Raw genomic sequence first — 19,859 nt, 5'->3', positions numbered from 1 at the left:
GGCGGCGCATCGGTTGGCCTTCCCGGCGGGCCATGCCGCCGGGAAGGCGCCCTGCCCTACTGGCCGAAATATCCCCAGAGCAGCATCATCGCGATGGTGATGGCACCGACGATGAACATCAGGATCACGGTGTAGCCCATGATGTCGCGCAGCCGCAGCTTGGACAGCGCCAGCGCGGGCAGGATCCAGAACGGCTGCACCAGGTCGTTCCACGCGTTGCCAAGCTGCACCGCCATCGCGTTCTGGTTCAGCGCGCTGCCCAGCGATTTCGCCGCGTCGATCATGAACGGCCCCTGGATGACCCAGTGCCCGCCGCCCGAGGGCGCGAAGAAGTTGATCACGAAGGAACTGACGAGCCCCCAGAACGGCAGCGTCTGCGCCGTGGAAATCTCGATGAACAGGTGAGAGATCGACTGCACCAGCCCCGAGGCATGCATCACCGCCATGATCCCGGCATAGAACGGGAATTGCAGGATGATCCCCGAGATCGTCGAGATCCCCTGCGTCAGCTGCGCGACATAGGCCGCGGGCGTGCGGTGCAGCAGGATGCCGAGGAACAGGATGATGAAGTTGATCATGTTCAGGTCGAGCGACCCGCCCTGCACGAAGTGCGAGACCACGTAGCAAAGGCCGATCACCCCGATCACCAGGCTTACCAGGCGGCTGTTGTTGATCGTCTCGGCGATCGTCTTTTCCGTCGCCGCGGCACGGTTCTTCTGCGCATCGTCCTCGTCGCGCAGCTCGGGCGAGATCTCGACGACCTCCGCGGGGTTGCGCGGGTGCAGCATGACGTTGACGATGGGCAGCACGATCAGGATTGCCAGCGCGCACAGCAATACGGGCGGCGCAAAGATCGTCTCGGACAGCGGGATGATCCCCATCGCCGATTCCATCGGATGGCCGGGGGTCGAGATCAGCAGCGGCACGCTCGACGACAGGCCATAGCCGTAAAGCGTGAAGCCGCTGTAGGCCGCCGCGATCACCAGCGGATAGTGCAGCCCGCGCACCTTGACCGCCAGCTTGCGCGCGACGATCCCGCCCAGCACGAGACCGAAGCCCCAGTTCAGGTAGCTGCCGATCCCGCCGGCCAGCGTCGCGACCACGATGGCCGCGCCCGGCGTGGTGACGCGGGCGACGATCCGGTCGATCCCGCGGGTGACGATCGGCGCCGTCGCAAGCACGTAACCCATCGCCAGGATCACCGACATCTGCGTCGTGAACGACAGAAGCCCCCAGAACCCGTTGCCCCAGGCGTCGACCACCGCGACCGGCGAATTGCCCTCGACCCCGATCGCCAGGATCATCACCAGGCAGGTCAGCAAGATGACGATGGCAAAGGAATCCGGCATGTATCGCCGTATCAGCGACGTGAAAAAGTTTACGATTCCGTTCATTATGTCCCCTCAATTGTCACGGTCGCGGGGCGTTTCCACCCGCGACCGTGCCCCTCTTCTTCAAAGGGTGACGCGCGTGGCGCTCCCTTTCCTCCTGCCGCGGCTGTTGCGCGGCATGTTCCGGCTGGCGTGTGCGCCTCAGATCGTCGCGACCGGCGTGACCGGGGATCCGATCGCGCCGGGCAGGCGCAGCGGCGGTGCGGTCAGGAAGACCGCGTGCCGCCCGCGCGCGGCAAGCGCCTCGGCAAGGTCGCGCAGGTACCACAGCTCTGCGAGCGGCATGCCAAGCTTGAACAGGCAGTGGTGGTGCATCGGCAGGCGAAAGCAGCACGTGCTGCGGTCGGCATGCGGATTTTCCACCGCGTAATTGTCGGCGGCGATGGCGGCGATCCGGCTTTCCGTCAGCCAGTCGAGCAGCGCGGGATCGCTGCCGTCCAGCACGGCGCCGGTGCGATCCATCGCGTCGGGGTCGGGCCGGTCCTGCATTTCCAGCAGTGCCTCGGCATAGCCCGTGCGCAGCATCAGCACGTCGCCCTGACGCAGCTCGACGCGCTGCGCCGTCATCGCCTCGCGCAGCGCGTCGAGGCCGACGATCGTGCGCCCCGTCCCGAAGGCGCGCACGAGGTCGACCAGCACGCCGCGCCCCTGCACCGCGCTTGCGGCCATGCCTGCGACCGACAGCCTGCGCGCGTAGGATCCGTGCACGCCGCCCTCGGTCGGGCCCTCGATATCCACGCCGGCGCGGAAGCCGTTGTAATAGACCGCTTCGGCCTCTCCATCGCCGTCGGCATCGAACAGTGCGCCGACATGCGCCAGCGAATCCCACTGGGTGGAATATTGCGTCGACAGCAGCACCTGATCGTCGCTCAGCACGTCCTGCAGGCCCGGGTCGACGGCATCGAGCGGGTAGTTGATATAGGGTGTGTCACCAAGGCAGGTGGGCGACAGGCGCGGCGGCTTGCGGCGCGGGTGGATGTTGACGGTGCCGGGAATGTCGAGCGGCAGCGACAGGCAGAACGCCGCACCCTCGCGGATCTCGGCCGCGGCGGCGCGGCGTTCCTCGGCGCCGATGAAGTTGAGCGTGCCCAGCTCGTCGTCTTCGCCGAAGCGGCCCCAGTTCGACCCTTCCGGCTTGTGTTTCCATCTCTGCATGTCAGTTGTCCTCCTCAGGGGGGCGTGACGGATCGTGCCGAAGACCCTCACGCAAGGTCATGTCCGTGATCAGCGCGGACAGTGCTCTTTCCGCGTCGGCCTGCGCATCCTCGCGCCCCGTGTCCCAATCGTAAAATCCCGCCCCCGCCTTGCGGCCGGTTCGTCCGGCGGCGACCTTTTCGCGCAACGGCGCGCTCGGCTCCGTGGCCGCGGAAAGATCGCCGTAAAGGTATTCGGCGATCGACAGATGCGTATCGAGGCCGTTCAGATCCCGTTGCAGGAACGGCCCGAAGAAGGCGAGCCGCACGCCGATCGTCCAGCGCACGATCTCGTCGAGGGTCTCGGCATCGGCGACGCCCTCCTCCAGCAGGTGGAACGCCTCGCGCATCATCGCGTGCTGGATCCGGTTGGCGACGAAGCCGGGAACCTCCTTGCGCAGGACGGCGGGCAGCTTGCCCGAGGCGCGCAAGGTTTCCACCAGCGCGGCCAGGGGCGCGGGCTGCATCTCCGGCCCCGGCACAACCTCGACCACCGGGATCACGTCGGCGGGGTTGAAGAAATGCGTGATCGCAAGACGGCCGGGGACGCGCATCGCCTCGGTCAGCTGCACGGTCGTCAGCCCCGAGGTGTTCGACGCAATCACCGTCCCGGCCGGAAGCCAGTCCTCCAGCGCGGCGATCGCCTGCCGCTTGAGGGAAAGCTTTTCCGGCACCGCCTCGATGGCAAGGACGCAATCGCGCCACGCGTCGTCGAGGTCGCCGACCTGCGCGGCGCAGGCGAAGGCTCCGCCCGCCCCGCTATCTGGCGCCCCGTTATCTGGCGCCCCACTTCCCCGCGTTTCGGCCAAACCCGCCCGCGCCCGGTCGCGCGAGGTGGCCGAGGGGTCCACGATGGCGACGTCGAAGCCCCCGCGGTCGAAGTGGCGGGCCAGGCCGACGCCCATGACCCCCGCTCCCAATATGACGACTCGATTGCGCATCCCCCCTCCGTAGCTGATGCGCATTTACAATAAGTTCTGGCAAAAGATAAGCAATAGAAATAAGAACGAGGGCAAGATGGCGTCGGGTCACCCTGCCGCCGCTGCCCCGAACCGGCCGGCCAATGAGAGGTATGAATGCTGTATCAGGTTGAAATGACAGTGCTTCTTCCGAACGACATGCCGCCGGAGGTTGCCAGCGAGATCAAGGCGAAGGAAAAGGCCTATTCGCAGGACCTGCAGCGCCAAGGCATCTGGCGCCACCTCTGGCGGATCGTCGGCGAGTACCGGAATCTGTCGATTCTCGACTGCCGCGACAACGAGCACCTGCACGAGGTGCTCAGCGGCCTGCCGCTGTTTCCGTGGATGGAGATCAAGGTGACGCCGCTGTGCCGGCATCCCTCCTCGATCCGGGAGGACGACCGGTGAGCGGGGCGACAGCTGTCGTCACCGGCGGGGCCCGCGGCATCGGCGCGGCGATCACCGCCCGCCTGCGCCGGGACGGTTACCGGGTTGTCGTGCTGGATATCGAAACGCCGGAGGACGGGGCCTGCGACCGGTTCCTCGAGACCGACCTGTCCGATGCCGAGGCGGCACGGGCGGCCTGCGCCCGGATTGCCGCGGACGAGGCCGTCACCTGCCTCGTCAACAACGTGGGCGTGGTCCGCCCTGCCCCGCTGGAGGAGGTGGAGCTGGCCGATTTCGACCGGCTGTTCCACGTCAACCTGCGCCCCTCTCTGATCTGCGCGCAGGCCTTCCTGCCCGCGATGAAGGCGGCCGGGCACGGACGCATCGTCATGAACACCAGTCGGGTGACGCTGGGCAAGGAGCTGCGCACGCTCTACAGCGGGACCAAGGGTGCGGCGCAGGCGATGGCGCGCACCTGGGCGCTGGAGCTTGCCCCGCACGGCGTCACGGTGAACTGCGTGGCCCCCGGCCCGATCGGCACCGATGCCTTCTGGCGCAACAACCCGCCCGACGCCCCGCGCACCCGCGCGATCATCGAACAGGTCCCCCTGCGCCGGATGGGCACGGCCGAGGATGTGGCCAATGCCGTCTCGTTCTTCTGCCAGCCCGAATCGGGGTTCGTGACGGGTCAGACGATGTTCGTCTGCGGCGGCGTCACCGTGGGGCTCGCCGGCTCCTGACGGGGCGGCGCTTGCGCGTTGCCCCGTCGCGGCAGGCAGCTATGCTACGCGGACGCCGGCGCCGCGTAGCCGGCATCTGTGCAAGCAGCCTCGGAGAACCCCTTGCTGACCCTCAAGCACTACGAGCTTCTGGTGACCCTGGCAGAGGAGCTGCACTTCGGCCGAGCGTCGCAGCGGCTTGGCATCTCGCAGCCGATGCTGACGCAGCAGCTCAAGCAGATGGAAGAGATCGTCGGGACGCTGCTTTTCGACCGCAACCGTCGGCGGGTGTCGATCACCCCGGCGGCAAAGCAGGTGCTGCCCGAGGCCCGCGCGGTTCTGCGGCAGGCCTACAGGGCCGAAAGCGTGGCCCTTCAGGCCGGGCGCGGCCTGCTGGGAGAGCTGTCGCTGGCCTATATCGGCGCGGTTTCGTACAACGGCGTGCTGACCCGGATCCTGTCGAACTTTCGCCCCTTCGCGCAGCAGGTCGACCTCAAGCTCGCGATGATGGACCTCGACAAGCAGTTTCCCGAGGTGACCGCCGGCAACCTCGACGTCGGTCTCGCCCGCCTGCCCTACCCCGAGATGTCGGACGCGCTGAACGCCCATGTCCTGCATCACGACGAGCTTTGGATCACCCTGCCCGCCGGTCATCCCGCGGCCGAGGAGGACGCGGTCGACCTGTCGCAATTCGATGGCGCCGATTTCATCGCGACCCACCTGCCGCCGAACGTGGGCTTTTCCGCCGCGGCGCACCAGGCCTGGGCCAAGGCCGGGATCACCCCGAACATCACCCATCGCGCGCCGCAGTTCTCGGCGGTCATCTCGCTGGTGGCGGCGGGGCTGGGGGTCGCGCTGGTCCCCGATTCGATGCAGCGCGCGGGCCTGCCCGGCGTCGTCTACAGGCCCTTGCGCGATCTGAAGGTGGAGGCGCCGATCGTCCTCATCTACCGGCGCGACAACGAGAACCCGACGCTGGAACTGTTCCTGAAAAGCCTGCGCCCGGGGGAGGGCTAGGACCCCAGGGGCCGCGCCCCGGACTGGCCGTTCACCGGGCTCCGGATCCTCGCGCGACGCCCCGATCGCCGCCCCGCGCGGCCCGCCGGGGCGGACGGCGGAGAATATCGTCGCACCCCGCCTCGGGCGGCGCGGTTCGTTGACAGCCGTCATCGCGCGGGGCGGTCCGGCCCCCGATGCTCCGCCCGCAACGATGGAGGCCGTGATGACACGCCCGAAGGAATGGATTCTCGTTCTCAACGCCCACCACGCGCGACTGGTCGAGGGGCTTGCCCCGCCGCGCAGCGCGGCCTCGCCCGAGCGGGTGCTCGAGGCCGAGGCGGCAAAACTGTCCGAGGTGATGTCCGACAAGCCCGGGCGCAGCTTTTCCTCCGGGGCGGCGGGGCGGCGCTCGGCCATGAGCTATGCCGGCGATCCGGTGCGCGATGCCGAGAAGGCTTTCGTGAAGCGGGTGATCGAGATGGTCGAGCACGCCCACGACGCCGGAGAGTTCGACCGCCTGGCGGTCTTTGCCGCGCCCCGCGTCCTCGGCCTGCTGCGCGAGGCGATGCCCGAGGCGCTGCGCGGCGTGATCAGCCGCGAGGTGCCGCGCAACCTCGCCGGTCTCGATCCGCCGCTCCTGCACGAGATCCTGCGCGAGGAGATGGCGCGCGACTGGCCGTGACCAGCGGCCGCCGCGCGCCCCCCTCCCCTGCCCTTCCGTTGTGACGCCGCCCTGGTGCCACCCCGATGGTACCGTGATGGTAGGTACCGTGGCGACGCCGCAGCCCAGCCGTCAGCGGTGATGGTCCGACACCGCCTGCAACAGTTCGCCCGACATCTCGCGCGCCACGGAATGCGAGATGTCGCCGAGGCTGAGCATCCCCACCAGCCGCTTCTCCGCGTCCAGCACAGGCAGCCGGCGGACCTTGCGCTGATCCATCAGGTGGATCGCGTCCTCGACCGTCTCATGCGTGCGGCAATAGACGATGCCCTTGGTCATCACGTCCTCGGCCGTGGTGGTCTTGGGGTCGCGGCCCTCGGCCACCACCCGCATAGCGATGTCGCGGTCGGTGATCATGCCCACCAGCCTGTCGTCGCGGCCCACCGGTACGGCGCCGATGTCGTCCTGCGCCATCATCTTCGCGATCTCGGCCACCGGCGTGTCGGTGCTGACCCAGCTCGCCCTCATGTGCATTGCCTTGGATATGTCCATCGCATCTCTCCTCGCGGTGATCCGGAGCGCAGCCTGCGCCCCCTGCCCCGCCCGTACATTGACGCCTCGCAACGCGGGGCGGTGCGGCCCCCTGCCCTGCTGGTGCCCCCTGCCCTGCTGGTGCCCCCTGCCCTGCTGCGCCCTGCCCGGCCGGTTGTTGACAGCTGTCAATGTTGGCCCGCCGGCCGCGCCCCAGGGTGGCCGCGGGTGCCCGGCCCCGCCCTTCCCTGCACCGAACCGAAACGCGAAAGGCCATGCCATGAAGGATCACGCCATGAAAATCACGGGGATCACCTCGCTCGACCATGCGCCGCAGGTCGCCGCCGAGTGGCTGAACGAGCTGGCCGAGATCGTCGACTGGCCGAACGACCGCGCTCGGGTCTATGCGCTTCTGCGCGAGACGCTGCACGCGGTGCGGGATTTCCTCGGCCCCGACGAGGCGGCGGATCTTGCCGCGCAGCTGCCGCTCCTGATCCGGGGTGTCTATTTCGAAGGCTGGGTACCGTCGCGCACCCCGGCGCGTCCGCGCTCCAAGGCCGATTTCCTTGCCCGTGTCGCGGCGGGGTTTACCGAACGTCCGCTCGAAAACCCCGAGGTGGCGGTTGCCGGGGTGTTCGATCTGCTGCGCCGCAAGCTTTCGGCGGGAGAGCTGGGCCAGGTGGCCCATTCCATGCGCAAGTCGCTGCGCGAACTGTGGGAGTGACCGGCATTTAGGGCCGCCCGGCGCCCGCCCCGGCCATTGAGAGCAATCAACGCGACTCGGCCCGGCGATGGATCATCTGAACCGGCCTTCGGCGGCCACCGGGTCACACGCGAGGCCCCCACCTGGCCCCCCGTCCGGGCATGGGGCGCGATGGTCTTCCGCCCGGGCGACCGGGCGCCCCTGACGCCGCCGATGGCACCTGTTTGGAAGCAGACACGCGACATGAGGACTGACAGATGAACCAGAAAACAACCACGCTCACCGTCAACAAGGATGCGGCGCCCGATCTTCCGGCGGCGGAACGCTGGGCCCCGTTCGACACGTTGCGCCGCGAGGTCGACCGCCTGTTCGAGGATTTCACCCCCTCGTTCTGGCGCCGTCCTTCCATGGGGCCGCAGGCCATGATGCCGCGCGCCGGGGGCTGGCCGATGCTGCCCGCCGTCGACCTGCGCGAGCGTGATGGGACCTATGACATCACGGCCGAGCTGCCCGGCATCGACCCCGAGGCGATCGAGGTCAAGTTGACAGACGGCATCCTGACCATCCGCGGCGAGAAGAAGGAGGCGACCGACGAGGAGAACGCCGACTACCGCCTGAGCGAGCGTCGCTATGGCGCGTTCCAGCGCAGCTTCACACTGCCCGACAGTGTGGATCCCGACCGTATCGAGGCCGCCTTTGCCAACGGCGTGCTGACCGTCACCCTGCCCAAGACCGAGAAAGCCAGGGCGAGCGAGAAGCGGATCGAGGTGAAGGCCGCCTGAGGCCGCGCGCCGAACCCCTCCGGCCGGGGCGCGCCCCGGCCGACTGGCACGCGACCCCGCTGTTATGGATCGTCGTCCAGCACGAGGTCATCGCCCGCGGCCTCCACCAGGCCGGGCAGATCCAGCACGTCGATGTCGTAAGGCGTGTTCATGCGGACGAGACCGGCATCCTCCAGCTCATGAAATGCGCGGCTCACCGATTCCGGGCGCGACCCCAGGTAATGCGCCAGATCGCGGCGCCGGATCACGAGGCGCAGGTTGATCGGGGCGTCGTAGCCATCCGGGCTGTCCGCGCGCCGCTTGCGCCGGCACAGGATGAACAGGAACGAGGCCAGCCGCTGAACGATCTTCTGCCCGCCCAGAACGATCACCCATTCCCGCGCCGCGTCCAGCTCATCCAGCACGTTGACGAGGAAGAGGTGCTCGGCCTCGGGCGACCGGCTGACAATCTCCTCGAATCGGGCGCGGTCGCAGATCTGCACGGTGGAATCGGCCAGCGCCTCGATCTGATAGCCCGAGCTGCCGTCGAAGGCGCGGCCGAACATGTCGGACGGGACAAGCAGGCCGATGATGTGGCGCCGCCCGTCTGGCAGCTGCTTCACCATCCCCAGTAACCCCTCGATCACGTAGCCGACGATGCCGCCGTCTTCGTCCTCGCTCAGCAGAACGTCGCCGCGTTCGTGATGGCGCCGTCGCCAGATCGGTTCCAGCTCGGCGCGCAGCTCCGGTGCGAGGGATCGGAGGAGGCGGGCCAGCTTGCCGTCCGGTTCGGTTCCGATCCCGGGGGTTTCCTCCCGGTCTCCTGGTTGGTTTTCGCCCATGGCCCCCTCCAAAGTCTTGCGTGACGTGTGTCGTGATGTCCGCCGGTCGGGCCGGCGCCGGCTGTCAACTCCCCTGATCTTCCGAAATGCCCCGCTCCCTCAGGCGCGCCGCGACGCGCAGGCGCATTGCGAGATAGGACAGGTCGACCACGTTCTCGGCGATCTCGGCCACCACCAGCGCGCGCAGGCGGCGCGGCATCGCGCTGCGCAGGCGTTGAAGGACCTTCGGTGCCGCGAAAATTGCCAGCCGGTTGAAATCCCCCGCGACGCGATGGGTCTCGAGCAGGTCGATCACCCGCTTCATGAACGAGATCTGGTCGGCCTCGATCGCCCGAAGCCAGATGGGTCGGCCCGTGGCGGGGCGCGGCGGGCTGACCGGCAGGCTTATCTCGGGGGCGCCGAGCAGGGCGGCCATCCGCCGCTGTTCCGCGCGCAGCACAAGCCGGCGGGGCCGTCCCGGCCCGTTCCCGGCTATGCCGCGCAGGATCTGAGCCCGGGAGGTATTCATTACCAGGATCCACAAGATATCGGCCGTCATCTCTCGCCCCATTATCGGCGCGGTCGGATGAGCGTGGCCCTGGTTGAGGGGCGGGTCATTGATCTCGCGCAACAGGTGCACGGCGGGATTGGAAAGTTGACAGCCGTCAACCGGGTGGATCGGACTGGGAGCGGTCGGGGTGCGGGGCGGGCGGCCGCGCTTCGTGTCATGGTGGGGGCGCTTAACGGCGGCTATCGGGCGGATGACCGGTGTTGACGGCTGTCAACTTTTCCCGTGGGAGCGAGACAGGGAGTGGGGGCAGGGCGTGACCGGGCAGGGGCGCCGTGGCCGATCCAGCCTCCACGCGGGCCTCAGCCGTCGATCAGGCCGCGGGCCCGCGCCCGGTCCAGCAGCATCTTCACCGACGAGACCTGCCACCGTGTCCGACCCCGCGGCGTGCGTTCGCGCAACGCCTCCAGGCGGTCGGCGATAGCCTGCAGCGTGATCCCGGGATCGGCGCCGGCGATGGCGGCGACGATGGTCAGCAGCCGGTCGTCACCCTCACGCCGCCCGGCCCGTTCAAGAACGCGCGGCTCCAGCAGGCCCTCGCGGACATAGCGGCGCGCGGCGCGTACCAGCCGGGCCTGTGTCCAGGGGCGGGCGCCGGCGGGCAGGCGGGCGTTAATGTGCCGCACCAGGTCTTCCCACGGCATGTCGGGGCGCAGGCGGCGGACCTCGGGCACCCAATGCGGCGCGCTGTCCTCGAGCTTGCGAAAGAACGCCTCGTCGCGGGCACGGGCGACCTTGCGCAGCGCGGCCGGGTCGCCGTCGCGCACCCCGGGATTGCCGCCGACCCGGCCCGCGGCCCGGGCAGTGCGCAGGCCGGCGACGGTACGCTCGCGGATCAGGGCGCGTTCGAACTCCGCCGTGGCGCCCAGGATCTGCAGCGTGAACTTTCCTTGCGGGCTGGCGGTGTCGATCGGATCGTTGAGCGAGCGGAAATGCGCGCCGCGCGCCTCAAGCCCCTCGATCACCTCCAGCAGGTGCGAGAGCGAGCGGGCGAGCCGGTCGATGCGCACCACGACCAGCGTATCGCCGGGGCGGATCCGGTCGAGGAGGCGGTTCAGCGCGGGCCGCAGGCGGCTGCCCCCGGATCCCTGTTCCTCGACCACCTGCCCGCAACCCGCGACCCGCAACACCTCGACCTGCCCGGCGGTGGTCTGTTCGCCGGTGGAAACGCGGGCATAACCGATCAGGGGCATGGGTGGGGCTTTCGGTGCGGGGCGCGGTGCGGGTATTTTGCAATTCGAGAAGTCGTAGTCAAATGGTCAGTTGAATACATAGGTGAGAGATGTCGGGCCGCGGATCCCGAGGGCGGAGGAGGGCAGGGGGGCCACAGGAAAAGCCCGGAAATGTGGGGCGGCGCATTTTTCGGGGCGTTCGGTTGCCGTCCGGCGGTATCTTGGCGGCGGATCGGGGTCTTCGCGGGCGGCGTGGGGCAAGGCGCGGTGTCGCGCCGGTGCGAAGACAGGGGAAAAATCCCCTGATATAATTTCCGATAGGTCCAATAAGGAAAGAAAAACAGAAGGGTAGGGGCGGCTGCGCTAAGTTGCAGAGAGGCCGCGCCCGGCTGGGGACACCGCGACCGTGTTCCGCCTTACATCCAAGTAAGTCTGGCGCAAAGCTGGTGTGACATGCCCCGCGGATAGACAGGCGGTCCGCAGCCGTCGGATCCGGGGTACGCACTCACCAGCCAGGGCCCCGGTTGCCTCCCCGGGGAGTCCCAAGCCACCCGGGGAGGCCTTTCGACGGCGCGGCGCCGGTCCTGTCCCTTTGTGGAGCCCCGCCGTCATGATGCACCACTTCCTCCCCGACCTGACGGTCGTCGTGCCGACCTTCGAGGAGCGTGCCAACATTCGCCCGCTGCTGGCGCGGCTCGACGCGGCGCTGAACGGCATCGCCTGGGACGTGATCTTCGTCGACGACATGAGCGGCGATGGCACGCAGGACGAAATTCGCGCCGCGGCGGCGGAGGATCCGCGTGTTCACCTGCTGTGCCGGACCGGGCGGCGCGGTCTTGCGGGCGCCTGTATAGAGGGGATGCTGACCGCGGTCGCGCCGCTGGTCGCGGTGATCGACGCCGATCTGCAGCACGACGAGCGCCTGCTGTCCGAGATGTTCCGCCGTCTCGCGGCGAATGCGGATCTGCACCTTGTCATCGGGTCGCGGCACGCGCCGGGCGGCGGGGCCGATGGCGGGTTCTCGCGCCTGCGCCGCTGGGGGTCGGACCGCGCCAACCGGCTGGCGCGCCGGCTGCTGGGGATCGAGGCGCGCGACCCGATGAGCGGTTTCTTCATGCTGCGCCGCAGCGCGCTGGCCGAGGTGGCTTGCGGCCTGCAACCCCACGGCTTCAAGCTTCTGGCGGATATGCTGGCCGCGGCGCGCAGCCGCTGGCAGGTCGCCGAGATCCCGTATCACTTTCGTCCGCGGGCCGCCGGACGGTCCAAGATGGACCTGGCCGTGACGCTGGAATTCGCCGCACTCCTGCTGTCGCGGCTGAGCGGCGGGCTGCTGCCGGTCCGGTTCCTGCTGTTCGGCCTTGTCGGCGCGACCGGCGTCGTGGTGCAGCTTGCCGTGGTACGCGCGCTTCTTCTCGTGGCCGGTCCCGATTTCGGCGCGGCGCAGGCCGGGGGCATCGTCGTGGCGATGACGACGAACTTCCTGCTCAACAACCGGCTGACCTGGCGCGAGCGGCGGCTGAAGGGGGGTGCCATGCTGCGCGGGCTGATGCTGTTCTACCTTGTCTGCAGCCTTGGCGCGCTGGCCAACCTTGCGGCGGCGGGCGCGCTTTACCGGCTGCTTCCGGTCTGGTGGATCGCCAGCACGGGCGGCGCCGTCGCCGGGGCGGTCTGGAACTTCTGGGCCAGCCTCATCGTCACGTGGCGTGCCCGATGACCGCACTGAGCGAACAGGAAACGCTGGCCCGCCCCGAGGGGCTGGCGGTTGCGGCGCTGACGCTGGTCTTCGCGCTGATCCACCTTGCGATGGCGGGGCTGATCCCGGTGTTCCAGGACGAGGCCTATTATGCGCTGTGGGCCACCCGCCTTGCGCCGGACTACTATGATCACCCGCCGATGATCGCGCTTTGGATCCGGGCGGGGGAGGAGATGTTCGGTCCAGGCCCCGAGGGCATCCGCTTTCTCTGCGTTCTGGGGTTTGCCGCGACGACCGCGCTGACCTGCGACATCGCGCGGCTTCTGGGCGCGGACGGGCGCCGGGCGGTCGCGGCGGGGCTGTTCTTCAACGTCATGCTGCTGCCGGCGGCGCTCGGGTTCGCGGCGACACCGGATGCGCCGTCGGTCTTCTTCTGGGCGCTGACGCTGTGGCTGATGCTGCGCGCGGTGGCGACAGAGGTGGCGACAGAGCGGGGGGCAACCTGGATCTGGGCGCTGGCCGGGCTGGCCGCCGGGGCGGGGGTGCTGTCGAAATTCACCAACCTCTTCCTGATCGCCGGCCTTTTCGTGTGGTTCATCGGCACCCGTCGCGGCCGGCGGCTGCTGGATGACAGCGGGCCCTGGGTGATGGCCGTCGCGGCGGCGGCGGTGCTGGCGCCGTTCGTCGACTGGAACGCGATCCACGGCTGGTACGGTTTCGCGCGGCAGTTCGGCCGCCTTGGCGGCGCGGCGACGCAGGGCGATCATCTGGCCGAATATCTGGCGACGACGCTGCTGTCGACGATGCCGCTGCTGGCCTGGCCGGTCTGGCGCGCGGCGCGGCGCGCCCGGGGGGAGGGGCTGATCCTGGTCGCGACGACCGCGCCGTTCCTTATGTTCCTTGCCTATCACGCGCTGCATGCGCGGATTCAGGCGAACTGGATCGTGCCGGTCACCCCGGCGCTTGCCGTCCTCGCGGCGCTGGGGCTGCGCAGGCCCACCCCCGCGCTGATCGGGCTGATCGCCGCGGCGGGCGGGGGCTTTTCCGCGCTGTGCCTTGCGCTGGCGCTCTGGCCCGGGGTGCCGTTCTTTCCCGGCGACAATCCCGCCAACCAGACCAAGGGTTGGGACGCCTTCACCGAGACGCTGGCCGCGGTGGCCGAGCGCGACGGCGCGGCATGGATCGCGACCACCGATTACGGCACGACGGGAGAGCTGGCGCTGCGCCTGCCCGGCTTGCCGGTCTGGCAGGTGACCGAGCCGCAGCGCTATCTCTTCCGCGGCCCGGTGCCGCGCGGTCTCTGCCCCCGGCCCGGTCTTCTCGTGTCGGCGCTCGACGCGGGCGGGCCGGACCCCGGGGCGCTTTTCCACACGGTCGGCCGGGCAATCGGCCTGGCCCGCTTTTCGGAGCGGTCGCGGATCCGCAACTACCGGGTGACGCAGGTCGCGGGGCTGCGGGCCTGCACGAAGGGCGGCGGCGCACGAGACACTGGACAAGTCGCCAGCGGCGGCCGATAGCAATCTGGGACGAGGAGACAGGACGGCCGGATGCGGGTTCTGCTGATCGAGGACGACGAGAGCGCGGCGCGCTACGTCAAGCGGGCGCTGGAAGAGTCGGGGCATGTCTGCGACGTGCTGTCGGACGGGCATGACGGCCTGTTCCACGCCAGCCGCGAACGCTATGACGTGCTTGTCGTCGACCGCATGCTGCCGGGCCTCGACGGCCTGGCTCTGGTGCGCGCGCTCCGGGCTACCGACAATCGCACCCCGATCCTGTTCCTGACCGCGATCGACGGGGTCGACGACCGGGTCGAGGGGCTGGAGGCGGGCGGCGACGACTACCTCGTCAAGCCCTTCGCCCTGTCCGAGCTGCTGGCGCGGGTGAACGCCCTCGGCCGGCGGCCGCAGCACCAGCCGGTCGATACCGTGCTGCGCGTCGGCGATCTGGAGCTTGACCTCGTGCAGCGCACGGCGCGGCGGGGCGGCACGCCGATCGCCCTGCTGGCCAAGGAATTCCGCCTGCTCGAGGTGCTGATGCGCAATCAGGGCCGGATCGTGACCCGCAGCATGCTTCTCGAACGGGTGTGGGATTTCCACTTCGACCCGCAGACCAGCGTGGTGGAGACCCATATCAGCCGCCTGCGCGCCAAGCTGGACCGGCCCTTTCCGCAGCCCATGCTCCACACGGTGAAGAATGCCGGATACTGCCTCCGCCCGGCGCGGTAGCCTGCTCAAGCGCACGCCGGTGCGGCTGGCGCTGTCCCTGGCGGTGGTGGTGGCCGCCGCCTACCTCGCCGCGGCGGCCTTCGCGTATGAGCTGATCCGCCTGCAACTGGTGGAGCAGCAGGACCAGCGCCTTTACGAGATGTTCTCGCTGTTGTCGGCGACCGCCGATCCCGACGACGCGGAAGACCTGGTGAAGGCGGTGAAGACGCAGATCGCCGCCTCGCGGGCCCGGCGCTACGTCTTTCTGCTGCAATCGGACAAGGGGGCGGTGCTGGCCGCCAACATGCCCAGGATCGCGCTGGACGACGGCTGGTCGACGGTGCCGCCCGCCATGCTGGGCCGTCACGGCAGCAGCCCCTACCGCATCTATTTCGGCAAGGCGGCGGGGGCGACCATCGCCGTGGGTGAAGATTACCACGAGCTGGAGGCGCTCAGGCGCACGATCGAGGATACGATGCTGTGGTCCTCGGTGCTGGCGCTGGTGCTGGCGCTGGGGGGCGGCACGGCGATCGCGCTGGGGGTGCAGCGGCGCCTGTCCGAGATCGAGCGGACGATGGCGCGCGTGGCCGAGGGCGACCTGACCGCGCGGCTTCCGGTCTCGGGCAAGGAGGACGACATCGACCAGGTCTCGCAGCAGGTGAACGCGGCGCTGCGCCGGCTGGCCGCGCTGGTCGAGGGGATGCGCCAGGTCAGCACCGACATCGCGCACGACCTGCGCACGCCCCTGAACCGGCTACGACTGCAGATCTCCGAGGCGCAGGGGCTGGTCCGCAAGGGCGCCGACCCGCAGCTTGCGCTTGACACCGCGCTGCGCGAAAGCGACCGGATCGGGGCCACCTTCACGGCGCTCTTGCGGATTGCCCAGATCGAAAGCGGTCTGCGGCGGTCGAAGTTCGGGCGGGTCGACCTTGCGGAGCTGGTGCGGATGATCGAGGAGGTCTTTGCCGATGTCGCCGAGGACGCGGGCCAGAGCCTTTCGGTCGAGGTGCCCGCCGGCGAGATCGTGGTGCAGGGCGATGCCGAGCTTCTGACCCAGGCGCTGGTGAACCTCGTCGAGAATGCGATCCGGCATTGCCCGCCCGGCACGCGGATCCGCTGCGCCGCGGGGCAGGGGGCGGACGGCCCGTTCCTGCGCGTCGCCGATGACGGCCCGGGCATCCCCGAGGGCGAGCGCACGAAGGTGCTGCGCCGGCTCTACCGGCTTGAGGCGAGCCGCTCGACCCCCGGCTCGGGGCTTGGGCTGAGCCTGGTCGAGGCCGTGGCCGCATTGCACGGCGCGCGGCTGTCGCTGGGCGACGGGGCCCCGGGCCTGACCGTGGAGCTGCGCTTTTCCTGAGGGCCGGGGGTTCCGGTCCTGCCGCCGGCCGGGGCGGGCCCGGGGCCGGTCGGGGGTTGGCCCCGTGCAGGCCCGTGCCCGTCGGCGGCTCTGGGCTTCCGGCGTGCCGCATGTAACAATCTGATGACGGTTCGGACACAAGTCGGTTCGGGCACATGATGGTTCGGGGATCGGGGCGAAAGGAAACCGAGTGGAGTCGCTGCTCATCCTCATGCAGATCGCAGGTGCGGTCGCGCTGCTGCTTTTCGGCCTGCGCGAGGTCCGCGAGGGCATCTCGCAGGCCTTCGGCGTGCGGTTGAAGGTTGCGCTCGGCCTTGGAACGCGGACCCGGGGGCGGGCCTTCTTCGCGGGGCTGGTGGCGACGCTCGGACTGCAAAGCTCTACCGCGACGGCGCTGATGACGGCGGATTTCGTGGAGCGCGAGATGATCCGTCAGCGCATGGCGCAGGTCGTTCTTCTTGGCGCGAATGTCGGCACCGCCCTGACGGCCTGGATCGTCTCGCTCGGGATCGAGCAGATCTCGCCCCTTCTCATTCTTGCCGGGTTCATCCTGCGCCGGCGCAGGGGGGCGACCGCCGGCGGGATCGGGCTTGCGCTGATCGGGGTGGGGCTGACGCTGCTGTCGCTGACCCTGCTGTCCCAGGCGTCGGCGCCGCTGCGCGAGTCGGAGGCGTTGCGCGCCTTTCTTGCGCTGCTCGATGCCGCGCGGCCGGTCGCCTTCCTGGCCTCCGCGATCCTTGCGGTGGCATGCTCTTCCTCCCTGGCGACGGTCATGCTTGTGGTGTCGCTGGGGGCGTCGGGGGCGATTCCGCCGGGGCTTGCCATCGTCCTTGTTCTCGGCGCGAACTTCGGCGGGGCGATCCCGCCGGTGATCGCCACCGCCGGCGCCGGGATCGCCGCGCGGCGGGTGACGCTGGGCAATCTGCTGGTGCGGGGGGCGGGCTGCCTCGTCGCGATGCCGCTGGCCGAACCCGCGGCGCATCTGCTGGCCGGACTGGCGCCCGGAACCGCCGATCTGCCGGTAGAGGCGCATCTGGGCTTCAACCTGCTGCTTGCCGCCATCGCGTGGCCGCTGTCGGGCCGCATCGCCCGCGGCATGCAGGCGCTTATTCCCGAGCGCAGGAATGGCGAGAACGTGCCGGAGACGCATTGGCTTGACGACAGCCTGCTCGAGACGCCGGCGCTGGCCCTTGCCGGGGCCAGCCGCGAGACCCTGGCGATCGGCGACATGGTCGAGCAGATGATGCGCCTGAGCCTGCGCGCCTTCAAACACAGCGATCCGGCGCCGCTGGCCGAGATCAGCCGGCTGGAAGAGAAGGTCGACGTGACGCAGCAGGCGGTGAAATTCTACCTCTCCCGCCTGGGCCGGGACACCACCGAGGCGGAGCGTCGGCGGTCTATCCTGATCCTCGACTACGTGATCAACCTCGAACATGCGGGCGACATCATCGAGAAGAACCTGCTGCCGCAGGTGTCCAAGAAGATCAGCGCCGACCTGCGCTTTTCCGAGGAAGGGTATCACGAGCTGAACGCGCTCTACCTGCTGACGCTCGACAGCATCCGGATCGCGCAGACGATCTTCATGAGCGGCGACACCGACCTGGCGCGGCAGCTGATGGAAACCAAGGTCGATCTGCGCCGGATGGAACGCAACTCGGCGACGCGGCACTTCGACCGCCTGCGCGACGGCTTTGCCGAAAGCCTGGAGACGTCGTCGCTGCATCTCGACATGCTGCGCGACCTCAAGCGGATCAACGCGCACATCTTCTCGGTCGCCTACCCGATCCTCGACGAGGAGGGGATGCTGATCGAGAGCCGCCTCAAGAAGGGGGCCTGAGGCCCGGCGCCTGGGGACCTGGGTCTGGGGACCTGCGTCTGGGGACCTGCGGGCCCGGCGCGCCCCCCCGCGACCGGGCGATTGTGTCCTCCCGGACACTCCGCCGATGGATTGTGGCGCGCCCTGTCCGGCCCGCGCTGCCAGCCGCTACAACCGACGTATCGTGTCCCTCCGCTCCGGGCGTCGTGCGTCGCAGCATCCCCGCCCGGGCCATCGCTGTCCTGCCACGCGAGGCTTGCCACGCCAGGTATGCTCGCGCCCCAAACACCCTGAAGGGTCTCAAGATGCTCGCCGCCACTGCCGAAAACTCCCTTGCATCCTACGATGAGCTTTCTCCCGAAAACCTGGACGAGACCGCGGCCGTCCGGTTCATGGGCGAGTCCCCGGCCGTCCTTCAGGTGCAGATGCGCGACTATTCCCGAAGCGGCGACGCCCATCTCGGGCAGCGTGTCGTGATCTACGCCGCGGCGCTGGCCCTTGCGTCCTATTATTACGATCCCCTGATCTCGATCGTCTGCCTGGCCCTGATCGCCTTCAGCGAGACCCTCGACATCTTCATCCACAAGGCGGTTTTCAGGAACACGGCGACGGACATGGCGACGGTGCGGCGGAACTTTGCGCTGCTTTTCGTCTCGACGGTGCTGGGGTCGTCGAACGTGGTGTTCTACGCGATGTCGATCGCCCTTGTGGAAAAGCCGGCCACGCATTTCATGCCGTTCTTCTTCCTCTTCGCGGGCTCGATCTTCTCGGCGCTGAACGACAACCAGGTCCTCTTTCTGCTGCGAACGCGCCTTGCGCTCTATGGCGCGACCTTTCTCGCGATCCCGATCCTCGACATCGTCCGAACCGGCGCCGGGGTGCATTCGCCGGAATGGAACGAGCTGTTCACCAGCGTCTTCGTCCTGTTCTTCATCACCGAGATCTCGCGCGCCTTCGTGCGCATCTACCGCCTGCAGCTGCGCCAGATGGTGGACCTGCGCGACCAGGCCGAGAAGGCGAAGGTGGCGTCGCGGGCCAAGTCCGAGTTCCTCTCGGTCATGAGCCATGAGCTGCGCACGCCGATGACGTCGATCAACGGGGCGGTCGGGCTTGCCGCCTCCGGGACGGCCGGGCCGCTGACCCCGGGGCTCGAGAACCTGCTGCGCATCGCCCAGTCGAACTGCCGGCGCCTGTCGAACCTGATCAACGACATCCTCGACCTGCAGAAGATCGAGGCGGGCAGGATGGATTTCCGGGCCGACCCGATCGAGCTTCACGCCTTTCTCGAAAAGTCCTGCGCGGTGAACCGCTACTACGCGAATTCCCTGAACGTCGGCTACGAGACGGCCTCGGCAATTCCGGGGCGGCGCGTCGTCGTCAGGGGGGATGAGCAGCGCCTCGATCAGGTGATGTCCAATCTCCTGTCGAACGCGGCCAAGTTCTCGGGCTCGGGGCAGGTCGTGACGGTGGGGCTGTCGGTTCACGGAGCGCGGGCACGGATCGAGGTGATCGACCGCGGCGTCGGGCTGTCCGAGGACAAGCGCGACCTCGTGTTCGACAAGTTCAGCCAGATCGATTCCTCTGACAACCGCCGGATCGGCGGCACCGGGCTGGGCATGAACATCTCCCGGCAGATCGTGGAGGCGCATGGCGGCACGGTCGATTACCGCAGGAACGCGGGGCCAGGCACCACCTTCTTCATAGATCTGCCGCTGGCAGAGGACTGAACCGCCCCGACGCGCCGCCGGAGGCTCCGTTCGGGCCGCCCGATTCTGTTCCGCCGGTCCGAGACGGGGCGTGCTGGCGGTCGTCCGTCCCTCCGGCTTCTTCCGGAACCTCTTGTAAACAAGAGCGTTTTGTTCCTTTTGGAAAAAAGATGCTGATTTTATGAAAAGGGGGCTTGCGGGTTCTGTGCGTGAACCGT

At 68.8% G+C, this 19,859-nt stretch carries 19 protein-coding genes; 12 read left to right on the top strand and 7 right to left on the bottom strand.

Annotated elements, in window-relative coordinates; translation table 11 throughout:
- Positions 1-56: 56 nt before the first annotated feature.
- From CVV76_RS23240 to CVV76_RS23230, 3 genes are all read right to left on the bottom strand, one after another.
- The gene (locus tag CVV76_RS23240) at positions 57-1,394 is read right to left on the bottom strand and encodes a short-chain fatty acid transporter (RefSeq protein WP_102227073.1); all 1,338 of its coding nucleotides are present in this window, start codon (positions 1,392-1,394) and stop codon (positions 57-59) included.
- A gap of 138 nt (positions 1,395-1,532) precedes the next feature.
- Positions 1,533-2,546: a cyclase family protein gene (locus CVV76_RS23235; RefSeq protein ID WP_102227072.1), complete on the bottom strand. Its 1,014-nt coding sequence runs from the start codon at positions 2,544-2,546 to the stop codon at positions 1,533-1,535.
- Position 2,547: 1 nt separating this feature from the next.
- Positions 2,548-3,489 (bottom strand): 3-hydroxyacyl-CoA dehydrogenase NAD-binding domain-containing protein, encoded by a 942-nt coding sequence (locus tag CVV76_RS23230; RefSeq protein WP_199178692.1) that lies wholly within the window; start codon positions 3,487-3,489, stop codon positions 2,548-2,550.
- Positions 3,490-3,660: 171 nt separating this feature from the next.
- On the opposite strand from CVV76_RS23230, the gene catC reads away from it, so the two are divergent.
- The 4 genes from catC (at position 3,661) to CVV76_RS23210 (ending at position 6,330) form a co-directional block, all read left to right on the top strand.
- Entirely contained in the window at positions 3,661-3,951 is a 291-nt protein-coding gene (catC, locus tag CVV76_RS23225) for a muconolactone Delta-isomerase (RefSeq protein ID WP_102227070.1), read from the top strand.
- Complete coding sequence (locus tag CVV76_RS23220) at positions 3,948-4,670, top strand: SDR family NAD(P)-dependent oxidoreductase (RefSeq protein ID WP_102227069.1); 723 nt, start codon at positions 3,948-3,950, stop codon at positions 4,668-4,670. Before catC ends, CVV76_RS23220 begins: the two co-directional genes overlap by 4 nt.
- A gap of 102 nt (positions 4,671-4,772) precedes the next feature.
- On the top strand, positions 4,773-5,666 hold the full coding sequence (locus CVV76_RS23215; protein WP_158243233.1) for a LysR substrate-binding domain-containing protein: 894 nt from the start codon (positions 4,773-4,775) through the stop codon (positions 5,664-5,666).
- A 205-nt stretch (positions 5,667-5,871) separates the two neighbouring features.
- Positions 5,872-6,330: a host attachment protein gene (locus CVV76_RS23210; RefSeq protein ID WP_158243232.1), complete on the top strand. Its 459-nt coding sequence runs from the start codon at positions 5,872-5,874 to the stop codon at positions 6,328-6,330.
- Between the two features lie 111 nt (positions 6,331-6,441).
- Here the strand turns inward: CVV76_RS23210 and CVV76_RS23205 are convergent, their stop codons facing one another.
- Complete coding sequence (locus CVV76_RS23205; protein WP_102227066.1) at positions 6,442-6,861, bottom strand: CBS domain-containing protein; 420 nt, start codon at positions 6,859-6,861, stop codon at positions 6,442-6,444.
- Positions 6,862-7,135: 274 nt separating this feature from the next.
- Between CVV76_RS23205 and CVV76_RS23195 the strand changes: the two genes are divergently transcribed.
- Together CVV76_RS23195 and CVV76_RS23190 are read left to right on the top strand one after the other, a co-directional pair.
- Positions 7,136-7,564, top strand: coding sequence for a DUF2267 domain-containing protein (locus tag CVV76_RS23195; RefSeq protein ID WP_102227065.1), 429 nt, complete (start codon positions 7,136-7,138; stop codon positions 7,562-7,564).
- Positions 7,565-7,800: 236 nt separating this feature from the next.
- Positions 7,801-8,325 carry an Hsp20/alpha crystallin family protein gene (locus CVV76_RS23190; RefSeq protein WP_102227064.1) on the top strand — a complete coding sequence of 175 codons (525 nt, stop codon included), beginning with the start codon at positions 7,801-7,803 and terminating at the stop codon, positions 8,323-8,325.
- Between the two features lie 62 nt (positions 8,326-8,387).
- Here CVV76_RS23190 and CVV76_RS23185 read toward each other — a convergent pair whose 3' ends face one another.
- The 3 genes from CVV76_RS23185 to CVV76_RS23175 all read right to left on the bottom strand — a co-directional run bounded on the left by CVV76_RS23185 (position 8,388) and on the right by CVV76_RS23175 (position 10,886).
- On the bottom strand, positions 8,388-9,146 hold the full coding sequence (locus tag CVV76_RS23185; protein ID WP_102227063.1) for a Crp/Fnr family transcriptional regulator: 759 nt from the start codon (positions 9,144-9,146) through the stop codon (positions 8,388-8,390).
- Between the two features lie 64 nt (positions 9,147-9,210).
- Complete coding sequence (locus CVV76_RS23180) at positions 9,211-9,684, bottom strand: baeRF12 domain-containing protein (protein WP_158243231.1); 474 nt, start codon at positions 9,682-9,684, stop codon at positions 9,211-9,213.
- A 311-nt stretch (positions 9,685-9,995) separates the two neighbouring features.
- Positions 9,996-10,886: a recombinase family protein gene (locus CVV76_RS23175; RefSeq protein WP_102227061.1), complete on the bottom strand. Its 891-nt coding sequence runs from the start codon at positions 10,884-10,886 to the stop codon at positions 9,996-9,998.
- Positions 10,887-11,475: 589 nt separating this feature from the next.
- Here CVV76_RS23175 and CVV76_RS23170 point away from each other — a divergent pair.
- From CVV76_RS23170 to CVV76_RS23145, 6 genes are all read left to right on the top strand, one after another.
- Complete coding sequence (locus CVV76_RS23170; RefSeq protein ID WP_102227060.1) at positions 11,476-12,579, top strand: glycosyltransferase; 1,104 nt, start codon at positions 11,476-11,478, stop codon at positions 12,577-12,579.
- Entirely contained in the window at positions 12,576-14,075 is a 1,500-nt protein-coding gene (locus CVV76_RS23165) for an ArnT family glycosyltransferase (RefSeq protein ID WP_102227059.1), read from the top strand. Before CVV76_RS23170 ends, CVV76_RS23165 begins: the two co-directional genes overlap by 4 nt.
- Positions 14,076-14,105: 30 nt before the next feature.
- Positions 14,106-14,783, top strand: coding sequence for a response regulator (locus tag CVV76_RS23160; RefSeq protein WP_102227058.1), 678 nt, complete (start codon positions 14,106-14,108; stop codon positions 14,781-14,783).
- Entirely contained in the window at positions 14,752-16,119 is a 1,368-nt protein-coding gene (locus CVV76_RS23155; protein ID WP_102227057.1) for a sensor histidine kinase, read from the top strand. Before CVV76_RS23160 ends, CVV76_RS23155 begins: the two co-directional genes overlap by 32 nt.
- A gap of 190 nt (positions 16,120-16,309) precedes the next feature.
- Positions 16,310-17,956 (top strand): Na/Pi cotransporter family protein, encoded by a 1,647-nt coding sequence (locus CVV76_RS23150; RefSeq protein WP_102227056.1) that lies wholly within the window; start codon positions 16,310-16,312, stop codon positions 17,954-17,956.
- 284 nt (positions 17,957-18,240) lie between these two features.
- Positions 18,241-19,662 (top strand): sensor histidine kinase, encoded by a 1,422-nt coding sequence (locus CVV76_RS23145; RefSeq protein WP_102227055.1) that lies wholly within the window; start codon positions 18,241-18,243, stop codon positions 19,660-19,662.
- Positions 19,663-19,859: the final 197 nt, after the last annotated feature.

It is taken from the genome of Acidimangrovimonas sediminis, from assembly GCF_002871005.1.
GTDB classification, from domain to species: domain Bacteria; phylum Pseudomonadota; class Alphaproteobacteria; order Rhodobacterales; family Rhodobacteraceae; genus Acidimangrovimonas; species Acidimangrovimonas sediminis.
The sequence above is the reverse complement of the archived record's forward strand: the minus strand, read 5'-3'. Positions and strand labels throughout refer to the sequence as shown.